The sequence below is a fragment of the Pseudomonas brassicacearum subsp. neoaurantiaca genome (genome assembly GCF_013608025.1).
Lineage (GTDB): Bacteria > Pseudomonadota > Gammaproteobacteria > Pseudomonadales > Pseudomonadaceae > Aquipseudomonas.
This window is the reverse complement of sequence record NZ_VDLV01000011.1, coordinates 14030-30963: the sequence shown is the minus strand read 5'-3', so window position 1 is coordinate 30963 and position 16934 is coordinate 14030. Positions and strand designations below refer to the sequence as shown.

Here is a 16934-nt window from a genome sequence, read left to right as displayed (position 1 = left end):
TTTGATTCGGGGCCGCTTCGCGCCCCAGCGGGAGCAAGCTCCCTCGCCACAAAAGCAATCTCGCCTAGCCGGAGGTATGCGCTCAGTAGCAGATATCCCCGTGGCGAGGGAGCTTGCTCCCGCTGGGGCGCGCAGCGGCCCTGGTCTTAGCGGTCTGGCTCGGAACGGAAACCTACCAGGGGAGCCGAACTACCCCGCACGGTCAACTCGAACGGCAGCAGCACATGCCGCTGCGCGATGGGCCGCTTCTCGATCAAGGCAATCAGCATCTCCACGGCTTTGTTGCCAAAGGTTTCAGCCGGTTGGGAAATGGTCGTCAACGGTGGATCGCAATACGCGGCGAACGGGATGTCGTCAAAACCCACCAGGGAAATATCCTCGGGCACCCGCAGGCCCATCTGCTTGATGCGCTTGAGCGCGCCGATGGCCATTTCGTCGTTCTCGCAGAACAGCGCGCTGGGGCGTTCGGCCAAAGCGAGCAACGTCCCGGCGCCGTCGTAGCCGGCCTTGAGGGTGAAGTCGCCGTGACAGACCAGTTCAGGATCGAGGGCGATATCGGCGTTGCGCAAGGCGTCCTGGTAACCGGCCACGCGGTCGAGGGTCAGCGGGCTGCTGCGCGGGCCCTTGATGATGCCGATGCGACGGTGGCCGAGTCCGATCAAGTGCTCGGTCATGGCGTGCGCGGCACCGCGGTTGTCCAGGCTGATGGTCGGGTAGGGCGCGTCCTTGACCACCTCGCAGGCGTTGACCAGCGGCAGCGCGTCGATGCCGGGAGGCAGTGAGACAAAGGGATCGCTGGCGCGTAACTGGATCACGCCGTCGGCCTGGTGGGCGTAGACCAGCGCGGCGAATTCCTGCTCGATGGTTTCGCGGCCCTGGGTGTCGCACAGCAGCAGTCGATAGCCGGCCGCTTGCGCCGCTTGTTGGGCGCCGGTGATGACCCGGGCGAAAAACGTGTTGGCGATTTTCGGTACGAGGATCACCAGGTTACCGGTGCGCTGGGAGCGAAACTGCACCGCCATCAGATTCGGTCGATAACCGGCCTGGAGTACCGCTGCGTTGACCTTGTCCCGGGTCTCGGGCAGCACGCGTTCGGGAGATCTCAGTGTTCTGGATACCGTGGCCACCGACACACCGGCCAGCCGGGCCACTTCACGGATGTTGGACAAGGGCACCTCGATTCGGCGCCTGGCGACCCAGGCATGGCGGTGAGCTTACCGCAGGTTTGTCGCCCGACACATCTCAAGCCTGTTCCACAGCGTTTGACAGGCGCCAAAACCAAGCCTAGATTCTCGGCATGATGTAACCGGTTACATCATCGATCCGGACAGAAGAGAATCGTGATGAATCCTGTAACACCGAAAATAAGAATGGGCTTCGTCGGCGGTGGGCAGGGCGCGTTCATTGGCCAGGCTCATCGCCAGGCCGCGGGCCTGGACGGCGGTTTCGAGCTGGTCTGTGGCGCGTTCAGTCGCGACCCTGATAACAACCGGCAGACCGGCGCCGCGTTGGGGCTGGCGACATCGCGTTGTTACGACGACTGGCAACAGATGCTCGACGACGAAGCGCTGCTGCCGCTGGATCAACGCATGGAATTGTTGGTGATCGTCACGCCCAATCACCTCCACGCACCGATTGCCAGCCAGGCGCTGAAGGCCGGTTTCCACGTGTTCAGCGAGAAGCCCGCCGCGCTGAACCTCAAGGAACTGCTGGCCTTGAAGGAGGTGTTGCAAGGCAGTCGCTGCCTCTACGGCCTGGCCCACACCTATCTCGGCTATTCCATGGTCTGGCAGGCCCGGGAAATGGTGCGCTCGGGCGTGATCGGGCAGCTTCGCAAAGTGTTCGTCGAGTACCCCCAGGGCTGGCTCAGCCAGGACGTTGCGGCGCTGGGCAACAAGCAGGCCGAATGGCGCGATGATCCGGCCCAGTCAGGTTTGGGCGGTTGCATCGGCGACATCGGCACCCACGCGTTTTCCCTGGCGGAGTTCGTCGCGGATCGACCGATCCAGCAGTTATGCGCCGTGTTGGGCAGCCATGTTCCGGGGCGTCAGTTGGACGACGACGCCGCGATGCTGTTCAAGATGGAGGGCGGCGCCAGCGGCGTGTTGCTCGCCAGCCAAATCTGCACCGGTGAAGAGAACCCGCTGAAGATCCGCGTCTATGGCGCCAAAGGCGCGCTGGAGTGGCGCCAGGAAGAACCGTCGAGCCTGATCCATCGCGCCTTCGACCAACCACTGCGAGTCCTGCGTTCCGGCCTGGGCCAGCCTTGGCTCTGTGAAGCGGCGACTCGGCGGATGCGGCTGCCGGCGGGGCATCCGGAAGGTTATCTGGAAGCGATGGCCAACCTCTACGGCGACTTCGCCCAGGCCATTCGCGCCCGGGTCGAAGGCCCCGATGTGCCGGGCGTACCCGGCATCGAAACCGGCGTGCGCGGCATGGCGTTTATCGAGGCCGCGATCATCAATCACCGTCGCGAGGCAGAGTGGACCACGCTGGAAACCGGAGAATCGCAGCTGTGAAGACCCACGACCGGACACCGAACGGCCTGCGCGGGCCGGCGATTTTCCTGGCGCAGTTCATGTCCGATGAAGCGCCGTTCGACAGCTTGGCGAACATCGCCCGATGGGCCGCTTCGCAAGGCTACAAAGCCATTCAGGTGCCAACCCTGGGCACGCGTTACATTGACCTGGCCCAGGCCGCCGAGAGCCAGGATTATTGCGACGAACTCAAGGCCACTTGCGCAGCGGCGGGCGTCGAGATCAGCGAATTGTCGACGCACCTGCAAGGCCAATTGGTGGCGGTGCATCCGGCGTTCGATGCGCTGTTTGACGACTTCGCCCCGGCCCACCTGCGCGGCCAGCCCCAGGCACGTACCGAGTGGGCCATCGAGCAACTGAAACTGGCCGCCCGCGCCAGCCAGCGTCTGGGTCTCAAGGCCCACGCGACGTTCTCCGGTGCGTTGCTGTGGCCGTACATGTACCCATGGCCACAGCGGCCCTCAGGCCTGGTCGAGCAAGGTTTTGCCGAACTGGCCCGGCGCTGGCTGCCGATCCTCGAGTGCTTCGACGCGGCCGGTGTGGACCTGTGCTACGAAATCCACCCCGGCGAAGACCTGCACGACGGCGCCTCGTTCGAGCGCTTCCTGGAGGCGGTCGACCATCATCCCCGGGCCGCGATTCTCTACGATCCCAGCCACTTGTTGCTGCAACAGATGGACTACCTGGGCTTCATCGACCGCTACCACGCGCGCATCCGCATGTTCCACGTCAAGGACGCCGAGTTTCGGTCCGACGCCCGCTCCGGTGTCTATGGCGGCTACCAGGGCTGGGTGGATCGCCCTGGCCGGTTCCGCTCACTGGGCGATGGGCAGATCGATTTCAAGGCGATCTTCAGCAAACTGACCCAATACGGCTTCGACGGCTGGGCGGTGCTGGAATGGGAATGCTGCCTGAAGGACTCGCAACAGGGTGCGGCCGAAGGCGCGGCGTTCATCCAGCGGCACATGATCAACAAGACCGCCAAGGCGTTCGATGACTTTGCCGGGGTCACGGCGGATGAGGCATCCAACCGGCGGTTGTTGGGGTTGCCTGGGTAACGGCTGATCGCAGAACCCTTGTGGCGAGGGAGCTTGCTCCCGCTGGGTGGCGAAGCCGCCCCAAATACGATGTTCCAGGCAGACCGCGTCGCCTGGTTTTACGACTGCTGCGCAGCCGAGCGGGAGCAAGCTCCCTCGCCACAAAAGCAGTCTACAAAAGCAGTCCACAAAAGCAGGCGGCAATAACAGCGCACGACTTTGTTTCAACAAGAACAACAAGACGGTGACGGTCATGACCACGATGCATGCACGCCTGAGCGTGATGATGTTCCTGCAGTTTTTTATCTGGGGTGGCTGGTTCGTCACCCTCGGCACATTCCTGTCCAGCACGCTGCAAGCCAGTGGCGGGCAGGTCGGCATGGCCTTCGCCACCCAGTCCTGGGGGGCGATCATCGCGCCGTTCGTGATCGGCCTGATCGCGGACCGCTACTTCAACGCCGAGCGCATCCTGGCGGTGTTGCACCTGGTGGGCGCGGTGTTGCTGTATCAACTTTATTCGGCGGTGGATTTCAGCGCGTTCTACCCCTTCGTGCTGGCGTACATGGTGATCTACATGCCGACGCTGGCCTTGGTCAACTCCGTGGCCTTCCGGCAAATGCGCGACCCTGCGTTGGAGTTCTCGCGCATCCGCGTGTGGGGCACCGTCGGCTGGATCGCCGCTGGCGTGGTGATCAGCTTCGTGTTCGGCTGGGACTCGCGCGAGGCGATTGCAGCGGGTGGCTTGCGTAATACCTTCCTGATGGCGGCCGTCGCCTCGCTGGTTCTCGGGCTCTACAGCTTCACGCTGCCCGGCACGGCACCGCTGAGGGAGCAGGCGAATGCCGGCGGCATCAAGCAGTCCCTGGGGCTCGATGCGTTGGGCCTGCTCAAGGATCGCAGCTACCTGGTGTTCTTCATCGCCTCGATCCTGATCTGCATCCCGCTGGCGTTTTATTACCAGAACGCCAACCCCTTCCTGGCCGAAACCGGCATGACCAACCCGACGGCGAAAATGGCCATCGGGCAGGTCTCCGAGGTGCTGTTCATGTTGCTGTTGCCGCTGTTCATCCAACGCTTCGGCATCAAGCTGGCGCTGCTGGTAGGCATGCTGGCCTGGGCGTTGCGCTATGTGTTGTTTGCCTACGGCGACAACGCTGACCTGGCGTTCATGTTGTTCATCGGCATCGCCCTGCACGGCATCTGCTACGACTTCTTTTTTGTCTCAGGGCAAATCTACACCGACGCCAAGGCGCCAAAACACCTGCGCAGCTCGGCCCAGGGCTTGATCACTCTGGCGACTTATGGGGTGGGGATGTTGATCGGTTTCTGGGTGGCGGGGCAGGTGACCGATCACTTCGTGGTGGAAGGCGGCCATGATTGGAAAAGTATCTGGCTGTTCCCGGCCGGTTTTGCGCTGGTGGTGTTCGTGGGTTTCCTGTTGACCTTCAGTGGTCGGCAGGGGGTCGTGACACCGTCCGAGGCGTGAGGAGAGGAAGAACGCCAGTCACTTGTGACTGACGTTCAGTTTGGTGTAGGTCACTTTGCCGCCTTCGTTGGAATAACCCTTGTTGTCCAGCGTGTAGACGCCGGCCTTGAAATAGAAGTCGTAGCCGTACCAGGACTTGTCCAGCTTCACCTGTTTGCCGCTGCTGCCGATCAGCATCGTGAGCTGGCCTTGCTTGTCCATCTGCAAGGTGTACGAGAAGGACTTGTTCAACGGCACCTTGGGCACGGTGTAGATCACCGGGCTCTTTTTGTCGTTGGGCTTGACCCGGTATTCCACGTCAATGTTGCCGGTGCCCTTTTCGTAGCGGTAAACCAGTTTTAATAACGGCGTCGGGGCATTCTTGGCGTGAATCTGCGCGACCACCACACGGCCTTCCGACGGCACCTGATTGACCGACAGTTCGCCCTTGAGGGTGTTGGTGCCGCTGTTGTAGCGCCAGTTGCGGTGTTTGCCGTCCTTGCTGGTTTCCCGCAGTTCGGAACGCGGGAATTTGCTGTTACCGGTATGGGAGCCGGTGACGGGCGCCCAGAAGACGATCCGCTGGCCGTTATTGTCGAAATAGATATTTTTCAAACTCGGCATGGCTTTGGTTGCCACGACCTGCGCGGGCGTTTGCACCGGCAGGGTAACGCTCCAGACTGTCACGTCAATCATGATGAAACCCTCCAACGGGACCGCCCGTTACCTGGCGGTCGTCAAGACAAGAAACTGCCTTCCGTGGCGCAGTTTTCATGCTATCGACGCGAGTCTGTTTCGCTGGAGGCGCACCTGACGAATGGCTCTGTCATGGGCCTTTCGAGCCCTGAAACGGGCAGAGGATGTTGTGTCATTTTATTGCTGATCGGTTAGAGTACGCGCCGCCCGAGAGATGGATCCCGGGCGTTTTCCCATGGAGCCTCAAATGAACCACATCACCAAAGTTGTCGCCTGCGCACTGTTCGGCCTGGTCCTGGCGGGTTGCACCGGCACCCCGATGAAGACCCAGCAATACGACAGCAGCCAATACACCGTCGTGGGCCACAGCGAAGCCAAGGCCACCGGCCTGCTGCTGTTCGGCGTGATCCCGATTCGCCAGAACAACCGTTTCGTCCGTGCCCAGACCGCGGCGATCCAGGCCAAGGGCGGCGACGCCATGATCAACACCCAAGTCCAGGAAAACTGGTTCTGGGCCTGGGTCCTGACCGGCTACACCACCTCGGTGTCCGGTGATGTGGTCAAGCTGAAGAACGTTCAGTAACACCGACCAGGTCAGTACGCATACCCGTGGCGAGGGAGCTTGCTCCCGCTGGACTGCGCAGCAGGCCCAAGTTTTTTGCTGATGCAGAAATTTTGGGGCGGCTTCGCCACCCAGCGGGAGCAAGCTCCCTCGCCACATAAGCCTTTCTCCATTCAGTGTCCGCCCACCACCATGTGACTGAACGGCGCCACATACGCCTGCAACGTCACCAGCCCGCCTACCAGGATCGCCAGCACCACCGAGTGGAAAAACACGTAGCGCAGGATTTCCCCTTCGTGGCCGTACCAACGCGTCGCGGTGGAGGCGACCACGATCGACTGCGCATCGACCATCTTGCCCATCACCCCACCTGAACTGTTCGCGGCGGCCATCAGCACAGGGCTGATCCCCAACTGCTCTGCCGTCACCCGTTGCAGACCGCCAAACAGCACGTTTGAAGCCGTGTCCGAACCGGTCAGTGCCACGCCGAGCCAGCCCAGCAGCGTGCCGAACATCGGGTAGAAGATGCCCGTCGCGGCGAACGCCAGGCCCATGGTCGCGTCCAGGCCCGAATAACGCGTCAGAAAGCCCAACGCCAACATCGCCACGATGGTGATCAATGAATAGCGCACCACCCATAACGTTCGCAGGTATTGGCGCACCAGTTGCGGGATCGAATAGCCCATCAGCAAGCCGCCGAGAACGGCTGCCAGGAAGATGCCGCTGCCGGTGGCGGTGAACCAGTTGAATTTGTAGACCGCTTCCTCGGTTTTAGGCTGTGGCACCACGGGCGGGACCTTTTCGATCTGCTGGTGGATGGTGCCGAAGGTCAGCAGCGGCGAGAAGATCGGATTCGCCTCGCGCATAGGCTTGCCTTGGGGATCAAGCTTGGCCGATTGCGTCTGCGGGTCGATGGCCGGGCGGGTGTCGAAGATGTTCTTGAAACCCTGCGTGCCCCAGGCAAACACGAACACCGTGAGGATGATCCACGGCATCCAGGCGCGCAGCACGGCGGGACGGGCGTCATTGGAAAACGCGGCGCTGGCGACCGGCGCCTGTGCTTCGCTGGCGTCGATCTTCGAATCATCGTGCCGACCGGACAGCGCCGCGGACGTGTGAATGGTGGCCGGTTTCCAGACCTTGATGAATCCGGTGAGGCAGGCCATGGAAATCAGCGCGGCGATCACGTCCACCAGCATCGGGCCGTGGAAGTTCGACACCAGGAACTGCGGGATGGCGAAGCTGACACCAGCCACCAGGATCGCCGGCCAGATCTCCAGCATCTTGCGCCAGCCGGCGAACGCCCAGATCAGCCAGAACGGCACGATCACCGAGAAAAACGGCAACTGCCGACCGACCATCATCGACAGCTCCATTTCGTCGAGCCCGGTGACTTTGGCGAGGGTGATGATCGGCGTGCCCAGGGCGCCGAATGCCACCGGGGCGGTGTTGGCGATCAACGCCAGGCCCGAGGCGGCCAGCGGCGAAAAGCCCAGGCCGATGAGGATCGCGCCGGTCACGGCCACTGGCGTGCCGAAACCCGCCGCGCCTTCGAAAAACGCGCCGAAACAGAAGGCAATCAGCAGCAGTTGCAAGCGGCGGTCATCGGTGATGCGCGCCAGGGAATCCTGTAGGACCTTGAACGAACCGTTCTCGGTGGTCAGCCGGTGCAGGAAGATGATGTTGAGCACGATCCAACCGATGGGCAGCAGCCCGTTGGCCGCACCATAAAGCGCCGCTGAACCGGCCATGTTGGCCGGCATGCCAAAGGCGAAAATCGCGATGAGCAAGGCCGAGGCCAGGGCATACAGCGCCGCGAGGTGCGCCTTGACATGAAAGAATGCCAGGGACGCCAGCATCACCACCACCGGAACCGCCGCCAGGGCCGTCGACAGCACCGCATTACCGAAGGGATCGTAGACTTGTTGCCAGACCATGTTCCACCTCTGCTTTTTATTGTTGGAAGTGCAGGCCCCGGGGGGATTGGCAGAGAAGTATAGGCGGGGATTTGCCAGGCGATTGTCAGCCAACCCCCCCGTGGCGAGGGAGCTTGCTCCCGCTGGACTGGCAGCAGGCCCAAATTCTTTGCCAATGCAGAAATTTTGGGGCGGCTTCGCCACCCAGCGGGAGCAAGCTCCCTCGCCACAGGGGTGATGTGCAACGGCGGTTAGCGCGCTTCGACGTTGTCCAGCGCGCGGTTCGCCAGTAGCGCGCCCATTTCGATCAGTTGCAGGATGCCCAGGGCAACGTGTCGTCGCGAACCGTCCAGGTCGAACGCCAGGTCATTGATCATCGCGTTGGCCGAGGCGAGGGTTTCGCTGAGGTTGGCGAGCAGGGCTTCGTTGCCCACGCCGTTGATCACGGTGAAGAGTTGGCTTGGGTCAGGTGTTGGTTTGCTGGGTTTGGGCTTGAGGTAGTAATCAAGGGCGCGCTCGGCGGCTTCGTCGAATGCCTTTGCGTCGGCTGGATCGGTGTCGGGAGGATTCGGGGTTACTTTGAACATAGATGGAACTCCAAGTCGAAAAAAGGAGCCATCCACTCTCGCTACCAAACGAAGGGTGGCGGCCATACGCGGGTTGGTAGACCGGTGACCTGGCAACCGGCGCGTCCGAAGACGCCCTGCGCATGACCGCCATAACAAATGCCAAAAATGGCCTGTAGGGCTGTGCTATGCGCCAAGTCAAAAGCCGGGCTACCAAACCCGATCGCTGATTTTCAGCGACCGAGCAACAGTAAAGCCCGATCCCAAGGCGCACAAGTCGGCGGATTCTGGCGTAGTTGTAGGTAACGGCGCAAGACGACGTAGCCCGAACGCGAAGGATCCTACAACCGAATAAACACAGCCCGCTGCTGGACCGGGAATCTGGGTTAACCCAAAACCCGTGGCGAGGGAGCTTGCTCCCGCTGGACTGCGTAGCAGGCCCAAGTTCTTTGCTGATGCAGAGATTTTGGGGCGGCTTCGCCACCCAGCGGGAGCAAGCTCCCTCGCCACAAAAGCTCCTCGCTTGTCTGAGGTGCTGCTCAGCCCTTCGCCGCCATCGCCGTCACTTCCACCCGCATTCCTTCAACCGCCAACGCCGCCACGCCGACGGCGGCACGCACCGGCCAGGGCTTGGCGAAGTAGCGTTTGTAGACTTCGTTGAAGGCGGCGCGGTCGGCCATGTCGGTGAGGTAGATGGTCAGGTGCAACACGCGGTCCATGGAACTGCCGGCACGTTCCAGTGTGGTCTTGAGCGCCTGCAACGTGCACTCGCTCTGCGCTGTGATGTCGCCCAGCTCCAGGCTGCCGTCGGCGCGGGTCGGGATTTGCGTGGAAACCAACAGGCCGCCGAAGCCGGCGACGTCGGAGGAGATGGAGTCCGTGTCCGGGTCGGGAGTGAACGTGATGTCTGGGTTCGCCATGGAAGTCTCTTGCTCGTCAAAGAAAAAGGCCAGTCACCTCAAGGCGACTGGCCTGCCAGTTTAGCGCCGATCTTCAAGCTGTCAGCGATTTCCTCCGGCTTGTGCCGCGATCACCGCCGCCCCTGGACCATCCGCTTGGAGGTCAGTACATGTTCCAGTTGCGGTTCGTCGACAGCCACATGCGCGGCCATGTCTCGGGCTTGTTCCCAATCCAGATCAGGGCGTAACCATTCGAGCGCGTTTTCCCCGGTGAAGGCCAGCAGCCGCTGCTGTTGATTGACGATGTCGCCATAAGTCACCAAGGCCAGCCCGTCACAACCGTTGGGTGTTTCACTGGCCTGGGCCAGGGCGGCGAGGAAGATAGGCGATGACTGCCGCGACGTCGTATAGCTCAGGCGCTTGGCCTGGGCTGAGGCGCCAGCCTCCGTAGCGGCTTCGTACCAGCCGTCTACCGCAACCAGCACGCGGCCGTCGCGCTTGATCCGGTCAAACACTTTGGAGCGCATCACCAGGTGCAAGGGCAGGTGGGTCAGCGGCGGCATCGTGCCCATCGACCAGACAGGCGACCAGCCCCAGCGAACCTTGATGCACTCCAGCCGCCCGCCACGGTTGCGAATGGCGCTGACCTGCATGTTCGGCTTGATCACGCTTTGTCGCTCATGCAGCGCGGGAGCCGCCGCGGCGTGAAGACTGTCGGCCGACAGGCTTGTGTGGTGCTGGGCGCCGAACACATCCCGTTGGGCAAAGAACGCCAGGGAATCCTTGGAAGAAACAGGCTGAACGAAACATTCACACATCGCGAAAACTCCAGGCAGGTTTGGGCTTCACCCCGCCGTGAAAGCCGCAAGAAACCGATTCGTCTTCGGTGGGCTGCGGCGGTGTTATGTAGCTCCGAGCCGGCGCGCCAACGCTTGGTTCGAAAATCCTTGTCGCGACCGGATGAGCGGAAAATCAAGCGGCATTTCATCCACTTATGCGACCGCTCATCGTCTGCTCGGAGCGCTGCGCATTTCTCCAGGGTCGTTCGTTTTGTGCCCCGGCGCGGTCGCATCGACGGTGTATCGCGTGGCCTCTGATGAAGGAGATTGACCCATGACCAAAATCGACAATCTGCTGGATAACAAGGGGACGCCCCTCGACAAGCAGACCTTTACCTGGCGTGAACTGGCCGGCAAGCCGATCAGTAAATTGGACGACGACGCGTTCACGCGGGTGCGGGTGATATTGATGAACGGCGTCGAATCCGACGCCCTGCGCCTCAAGCATTTCGGCGCGCGTTTCCATAAGGAGTTGCAACTGCCCCTGGCCCAGGTGAGGCGTGCCGAGCAGCATCAGATGACCGCCATCAACTGGTTGCTGTCGGCGGATCATTCGCCACTGGAAACCACCGTGGCCTATGAACAGGTCGCCATCGAAGTGACCGCCGCCGTCGCCCAGAACGAGCCCGACCCTTATCAGGCACAGACCTATCGCTTTGGCCTGCTGGAGGATTTCGACCACCTCTACCGTTACTCGGCGATGCTCGATCGGTTGGAAGGCAAGGACGCCAACAACATCCTGCAAGGCTATACGGACATCGTGCCCGGCCGACCCACCAGCGAGCACCACCGTGCGCCCGGCGATGACCTGCGCGATAACTACAAGAAGGAAAACGCCGCGCTGATCACCAAGATCCACGCCGCGCTGATCACCGGCGCGGAATACCAGACCCACGATTACTACATGAACATCGGCCCGCTGTTCGCCGACCCGGTGGCGCGTGCGTTATATGCCGAAATTGCCTCGGTAGAAGAACAACACGTCACCCAGTACGGCTCGCTGCAGGATCCCAGCGAAACCTTCATGGAGAAGTGGCTGGTGCACGAAGCGATGGAGGTCTACACCTACGCCAGTTGCGCCGAGCAGGAAGAAAACCCGCGTATCAAGGCGCTGTGGGAACGTTTCCTCGATTACGAACTGGGCCACTTGAACCTGGCCTGCGAGCTGTTCAAGAAGTACGAACGACGCGACCCCGCCGAAGTGCTCAGCGGTCAATTACCCCGCATGATCGAATTCAAGAGCCAGCGCGAATTCGTCCGCGAGACGCTGTCCCGGGAAGTGGATCTGCGCGCCCACGGCATCGACTACGTGCCCAAGGAGCGCGAAGGCCACGCCTCCCTCGACTACCGCGCCCAGCTCAACAGCGAAGGCGTGCCCGCCAACATCGCCTCCGCCGGCTACACCTTCAAGCCCGGCACCGAACTCAACCCCGTGGGAGAACAGCAATGAGCGAACGCCAAGTCACCATCGGCCTGAATCGTACCGGCGCCCAGATGTCTCCCGAAGACACTGCTCGCCAATTGGAAGCCACCCGACTGTTCCCGGCGGACGTGCCGGGCGATATGAGCGACTACACCGCAGAACGTGAACGCGCCATCCGCGAGGCCGACCTGATCGGTTCGGTGCCCGCGCCGGGCTCGGTCAAAGGCATGGTCAAGACTGCGTTGGACAAGACCATCGGCAAGGCGCCGGAAGTGTTGCTCGACAAGCTGGGCGAGCGGCTGGCCTTCGAGCGCACCGGCGTGCGTCTGTATGAAGCGATGGTCGCCAAGGCCACGTCTGCGCCCGGCGCCGATCCTGCGTTGGTCGAGACCTTGCGGCAGATCCAGGCCGAGGAACTCGAGCACATGAACATCGTGCGCGAAGCCATCGAAACCCTCGGCGGCGACCCGACGGCCATGACGCCTTGCGCCGACGTGGCGGGCGTGAAGGCCATGGGCGTGTTGCAAGTATTGACGGACCCACGCACGACCGTGTCCCAATCGATGAGCGCGATTCTGACCATCGAGTTGGAAGACAACGCTGCTTGGGAGTTGCTGATCGAGCTGGCGCAGAAGGGCGGTCATCCGCTGATTGCCAAGCGCTTCGGCCATGCCCTGGAACAGGAGGAAACGCACTTGGCCGCGGTGCGCAACTTCATCAAGCAAGACCTGCTTGCGCAAGTGAGCTGAGCGTTGCTTCACACCTGGCTCCACCCTGGTTTTTCCGGGGTGGTCCATTGGCTCGAACTGTTGAAGGACAACCGCCCGTGAGTGAAACCGACCTTGAGATGGAATTGAAAGCCTGGCGGCTGTTGCTCGAAGACGATGCGTATCGCCTGGACTTTCCCGAGGACTATTACGACACGTTGATTCGGCGCGCTGACGAATTGGTATTGCACGAATTGATCAGCCTGGAGGATTGGCAACTGCTCAAGGACGCGGCGGACCAGGCTTATCAGCTGACCGTGGAGATGCTGTCGAGGAACCAGCGCGACTGTTTGAACGTGGCGCGGATGCGCTTGCCCCGGGGCTGAACGCACGGGCCTCTTCGCGAGCAGGCTCGCTCCCACACAGGACCTTAGCAGCCAAGCAATCCAGGTCAAACACAGTCCCCTGTAGGAGCGAGCCTGCTCGCGAAGAGGCCGGTACCTTCAGCATCTTTCTGCTGACTGAAACACCACAATCGCGTTCAAGCTCGCTCCCATAGTGGGATTCATCCCTGCTCGATACTCTGCCAAACCACCTCCTGCCGCTCGACCCGGGGGAAGTTCAGGCACTGCCAGCGCCAGGCATCTTCCAGCATGCGCTCAAGACCATGACGTGCCGTCCAACCGAGTTGCTCGGCGGCTTTGCCTGGGTCGGCCCAGCACCGGGCGATATCTCCCGGACGACGCGCTTCAAAGGCCAGCGGCACCGTCTCCCCGGTCACTCGCTCGAATGCACTCACCACCTCCAGCACCGAATAACCGCGCCCGGTGCCCAGGTTCCAGACGTGCACACCGGTCTGCCCACGCAAGCGTTCCAACGCCCGCAAATGGCCCTCGGCCAAATCCACCACATGGACGTAATCCCTGATGCCGGTGCCGTCCGGCGTCGGGTAGTCGGAGCCGAAAATCCGCAGCACCTCGCGCTCACCGTTGGCCACCTGCAACAGGTACGGCAGGAGATTGTTGGGCGTCTGCGTCGGCGTCTCTCCCAACTGGCCGGAGCAATGCGCGCCGATGGGATTGAAGTAGCGCAGCAGCCCGATCGACCAACACGCATCGGAAGTCGCAGTGCAACGCATGACATGCTCGGCCATCAGCTTCGACTGACCGTAGGGGTTGGTCGGTTGTCCCGTCGGACAGGTCTCGGCGATGGGCATCTGGGCGCAATCGCCATAGACCGTCGCCGATGAGCTGAACACCAGGTTGAACACGCCGGCCTCGGCCATGGCTTGGCACAGCGTCACGCTGCCGCTGACGTTGGTATCGAAATACCTCAGCGGCTCGCGCACGCTTTCACCGACGGCCTTGAGTCCGGCGCAGTGGACGACGGCCTCGATGGGGTACTCCTTGAACACGTTATCCAGCGCCCGACGGTTGCGCACGTCGGCATAGACAAAACCGGGCTCACGCCCTGTCACATTCGCAATGCGCTGCAGTGTCGTCCGGGAGCTGTTGCAGAGATTGTCCAGGATCAATACCGCGTCGCCCCGGTTCATCAGTTCGACCGCCACGTGGGCACCGATGTAGCCCGCACCACCTGTTACCAGAATCATTATTCAGTCCCTCTCGGTTATCCCTGTCCTGATGTCTTTTGCACAAGACACTCGGCGTTGTTCGGCGGTCTCGCTTCGGCAGTGGTGCGCGTGGGAGACATCAGCCTGTTCAGTTGAGTGTGGTGGCGTGTGTCAGGAGTTCAGAGCAGTTGACTGATCGGTGCGTGCACTTTGTCGGCTGGCTTCAACAAGTTTTGGAACGGCCTCGGAACCGGTTTTCTCCAACGTCCACAAGGCCAAGCGCGAGGGGAGTCGGCAGGTCTTGTTTGCCAGGCGGCCAGCGCCAGATTCCGGTGGGCCCAGCATCGATCTCTAGAAAAGGAACGTCTCATGAATCAACAAGAACAGCTTCACCTCAAGCCCAGCGCCGCGTCCGCCACCAGCCTGCGACCCACGCTGTTGTGCCTGTCACATCTGCGCTGGGGCTTCGTCTTTCAACGGCCCCAACACGTGATGTCGCGATTGGCCAGGGACTACGACGTGCTGTTCTTCGAGGAGCCGATTTTCGAAGGGCGGCAGATCGCGCATCTCGAACACTATGCGGTGGCCGACGGCGTCACGGTGCTGGTGCCCAGGCTTCCCGAAGGATTGAGTGAAACCCAAGTGGTCGATGCCCAGCGGGAGTTGCTGGATGCTTGGCTGGCAGAGCACTGGCCGAGTGAATTGATGCTCTGGTACCTCACGCCGATGAGCCAGGCCTTCACCGATCACCTGGAGGCCAACGTGGTGATTTTCGATTGCATGGACGAGCTCTCGGCCTTCAGGTTTGCCCCGCCCGCCTTGGTGGAAATGGAGCGCAAGTTGCTGGCGAAGGCCGACGTGGTGTTCACCGGCGGCTTCAGCTTGTGGGAGGCCAAGCGGCAGCATCACGACAATGTCCACGCCATGCCCAGCAGCGTCGATGTCGCACATTTCGGCGCGGCCCGGCAACCGATTCCCGATCCGGCGGACCAGGCCGATATCGCGCATCCGCGATTGGGTTTCTTCGGTGTGATCGACGAGCGTTTCGACGTCCAGCTGGTACGCGAACTGGCAGCGCAACGGCCCGACTGGAACATTGTATTGATCGGGCCGGTGGTGAAGATCGATCCGGCGACATTGCCGCGCCTGGCGAACATTCACTACCTGGGTGCCAAGCAATATGAAGAATTGCCTGCGTATCTGGCCGGCTGGGACGTGGCGTTGATGCCGTTCGCCCTGAACGAATCCACGCGCTTCATCAGCCCGACCAAGACCCCCGAATACTTGGCGGGCGGTTGCCCGGTGGTATCCACGCCGATCCGTGATGTGATCAGCGGCTACGGTGACAGCGGGGTGGTCGCCATTGCCGATTCACCCCAAGCCTTCATCGACGCAATCCAGGCTGCGCTCGACTTGCGCACGCAGCCAGGCGTCATTGCAGAGCACGCCGACAAGGCCCTGGACGGCATGTCCTGGGACAAGACCTGCGCCCAGATGAAGGAGCAGATCGAATGCCAACGATAACCCTCGATGCCCTTGATCAATCTTCTGCCCCGTATGACTACCTGATCGTCGGCGCCGGTTTCGCCGGCAGCGTGTTGGCCGAGCGATTGGCCGAAGGGTTGGGCAAGCGCGTCCTGCTGATCGATCGCCGCGATCACGTCGGCGGCAATGCGTACGACCATCTGGACGAGGCGGGCGTGCTGGTTCATCGCTACGGGCCGCACATCTTCCACACCAACGCCCAACGCATCGTCGATTACCTGTCGCGGTTCACCGAATGGCGGCCCTACGAGCACCGGGTACTGGCCCAGGTCGATGGACACCAGGTGCCGATTCCGATCAACCTGACCACGCTGAACACGCTGTTCGGCTTGTCCATGGACGAGGCGCAGGCCGAAGCATTCCTGGCACAGCGGGCGGAGCCGGTCGAGTCGATCCGCACCTCCGAAGACGTGGTCGTCAGCCAGATCGGTCGTGAGTTGTACGAGAAGTTCTTCCGTGGCTACACCCGCAAGCAATGGGGACTGGACCCTTCGCAGTTGGACAAATCGGTGACGTCCCGCGTGCCGACACGCACTAACACGGACGATCGTTATTTCACCGATCAATTCCAGATGATGCCCTTGCACGGCTACACCCGGATGTTCGAGCGCATGCTCGATCATCCGAACATCGACGTGCTGTTGGCCACCGATTTCAAGACAGTGCGCCAGCGCATCTCCTACGAAGAACTGATCTATTGCGGACCCATCGACGAGTACTTCGATCATTGCTTCGGTCGGCTGCCTTACCGCTCGTTGCGTTTCCAACACGAAACCATGGATCAAGCGCAGTTCCAGCCAGTGGCGGTGGTCAATTACCCGGACGAGGCCGTGCCCTACACCCGGATCACCGAGTACAAGCACCTCACCGGCCAGCAGCATCCGCGCACCAGCGTGACCTACGAGTTTCCCTGTGCCGAGGGCGACCCGTACTACCCGGTGCCGCGTCCGGAAAACGCCGAGCTGTACAAACGCTACAAGGCGTTGGCCGACGAAACGCCGGGGGTGACGTTTCTCGGTCGGCTGGGCACGTACAAGTACTACAACATGGACCAGGTGGTGGGCCAGGCGCTTGCGCTGTATCAGCGTATCGCCGAGCAGGAGGGGGTCGAGGTGAAGGCCCACGAGGTCGAGCCAGGTTGACGCCTGGCTTGCGCCCCGCACACAGGG

At 61.8% G+C, this 16934-nt stretch carries 16 protein-coding genes; 9 read left to right on the top strand and 7 right to left on the bottom strand.

What is annotated here, in order from left to right; all coding sequences use genetic code 11:
- Window positions 1-146: 146 nt before the first annotated feature.
- Window positions 147-1169, bottom strand: a complete 1023-nt coding sequence (locus FHK92_RS08935; protein WP_181287737.1) for a LacI family DNA-binding transcriptional regulator — start codon at window positions 1167-1169, stop codon at window positions 147-149.
- Window positions 1170-1343: 174 nt separating this feature from the next.
- Between FHK92_RS08935 and FHK92_RS08930 the strand changes: the two genes are divergently transcribed.
- The 3 genes from FHK92_RS08930 (at window position 1344) to FHK92_RS08920 (ending at window position 5060) form a co-directional block, all read left to right on the top strand.
- Window positions 1344-2519 carry a Gfo/Idh/MocA family protein gene (locus FHK92_RS08930; RefSeq protein ID WP_181287736.1) on the top strand — a complete coding sequence of 392 codons (1176 nt, stop codon included), beginning with the start codon at window positions 1344-1346 and terminating at the stop codon, window positions 2517-2519.
- 59 nt (window positions 2520-2578) lie between these two features.
- Window positions 2579-3595 carry a sugar phosphate isomerase/epimerase family protein gene (locus FHK92_RS08925; protein ID WP_258232626.1) on the top strand — a complete coding sequence of 339 codons (1017 nt, stop codon included), beginning with the start codon at window positions 2579-2581 and terminating at the stop codon, window positions 3593-3595.
- A gap of 232 nt (window positions 3596-3827) precedes the next feature.
- Window positions 3828-5060: a nucleoside permease gene (locus FHK92_RS08920; protein WP_181287735.1), complete on the top strand. Its 1233-nt coding sequence runs from the start codon at window positions 3828-3830 to the stop codon at window positions 5058-5060.
- Window positions 5061-5078: 18 nt separating this feature from the next.
- Here FHK92_RS08920 and FHK92_RS08915 read toward each other — a convergent pair whose 3' ends face one another.
- On the bottom strand, window positions 5079-5735 hold the full coding sequence (locus FHK92_RS08915; protein ID WP_181287734.1) for a polysaccharide lyase family 7 protein: 657 nt from the start codon (window positions 5733-5735) through the stop codon (window positions 5079-5081).
- A 247-nt stretch (window positions 5736-5982) separates the two neighbouring features.
- On the opposite strand from FHK92_RS08915, the gene FHK92_RS08910 reads away from it, so the two are divergent.
- Window positions 5983-6318 carry a hypothetical protein gene (locus tag FHK92_RS08910; RefSeq protein WP_181287733.1) on the top strand — a complete coding sequence of 112 codons (336 nt, stop codon included), beginning with the start codon at window positions 5983-5985 and terminating at the stop codon, window positions 6316-6318.
- A gap of 152 nt (window positions 6319-6470) precedes the next feature.
- Here the strand turns inward: FHK92_RS08910 and FHK92_RS08905 are convergent, their stop codons facing one another.
- From FHK92_RS08905 to FHK92_RS08890, 4 genes are all read right to left on the bottom strand, one after another.
- Window positions 6471-8234 (bottom strand): L-lactate permease, encoded by a 1764-nt coding sequence (locus FHK92_RS08905; RefSeq protein WP_181287732.1) that lies wholly within the window; start codon window positions 8232-8234, stop codon window positions 6471-6473.
- Window positions 8235-8464: 230 nt separating this feature from the next.
- On the bottom strand, window positions 8465-8800 hold the full coding sequence (locus FHK92_RS08900; RefSeq protein WP_181287731.1) for a DUF6124 family protein: 336 nt from the start codon (window positions 8798-8800) through the stop codon (window positions 8465-8467).
- Window positions 8801-9318: 518 nt separating this feature from the next.
- A complete protein-coding gene (locus FHK92_RS08895; RefSeq protein ID WP_181287730.1) occupies window positions 9319-9699 on the bottom strand; it encodes a RidA family protein in 381 nt (126 codons plus the stop codon).
- Between the two features lie 110 nt (window positions 9700-9809).
- A complete protein-coding gene (locus tag FHK92_RS08890) occupies window positions 9810-10496 on the bottom strand; it encodes an SOS response-associated peptidase family protein (protein WP_181287729.1) in 687 nt (228 codons plus the stop codon).
- A 295-nt stretch (window positions 10497-10791) separates the two neighbouring features.
- Between FHK92_RS08890 and FHK92_RS08885 the strand changes: the two genes are divergently transcribed.
- The 3 genes from FHK92_RS08885 (at window position 10792) to FHK92_RS08875 (ending at window position 13033) form a co-directional block, all read left to right on the top strand.
- Window positions 10792-11967 (top strand): hypothetical protein, encoded by a 1176-nt coding sequence (locus tag FHK92_RS08885; protein WP_181287728.1) that lies wholly within the window; start codon window positions 10792-10794, stop codon window positions 11965-11967.
- On the top strand, window positions 11964-12689 hold the full coding sequence (locus tag FHK92_RS08880) for a ferritin-like domain-containing protein (protein ID WP_181287727.1): 726 nt from the start codon (window positions 11964-11966) through the stop codon (window positions 12687-12689). Before FHK92_RS08885 ends, FHK92_RS08880 begins: the two co-directional genes overlap by 4 nt.
- 77 nt (window positions 12690-12766) lie before the next feature.
- Window positions 12767-13033 carry a hypothetical protein gene (locus FHK92_RS08875; protein ID WP_181287726.1) on the top strand — a complete coding sequence of 89 codons (267 nt, stop codon included), beginning with the start codon at window positions 12767-12769 and terminating at the stop codon, window positions 13031-13033.
- Between the two features lie 179 nt (window positions 13034-13212).
- Here FHK92_RS08875 and galE read toward each other — a convergent pair whose 3' ends face one another.
- The gene (gene galE / locus FHK92_RS08870) at window positions 13213-14259 is read right to left on the bottom strand and encodes a UDP-glucose 4-epimerase GalE (protein WP_181287725.1); all 1047 of its coding nucleotides are present in this window, start codon (window positions 14257-14259) and stop codon (window positions 13213-13215) included.
- A 330-nt stretch (window positions 14260-14589) separates the two neighbouring features.
- Between galE and FHK92_RS08865 the strand changes: the two genes are divergently transcribed.
- Both FHK92_RS08865 and glf read left to right on the top strand, forming a co-directional pair.
- The gene (locus FHK92_RS08865) at window positions 14590-15744 is read left to right on the top strand and encodes a glycosyltransferase family 1 protein (protein WP_181287724.1); all 1155 of its coding nucleotides are present in this window, start codon (window positions 14590-14592) and stop codon (window positions 15742-15744) included.
- Window positions 15732-16907 (top strand): UDP-galactopyranose mutase, encoded by a 1176-nt coding sequence (gene glf, locus FHK92_RS08860; RefSeq protein ID WP_181287723.1) that lies wholly within the window; start codon window positions 15732-15734, stop codon window positions 16905-16907. Before FHK92_RS08865 ends, glf begins: the two co-directional genes overlap by 13 nt.
- Window positions 16908-16934 lie beyond the last annotated feature (27 nt).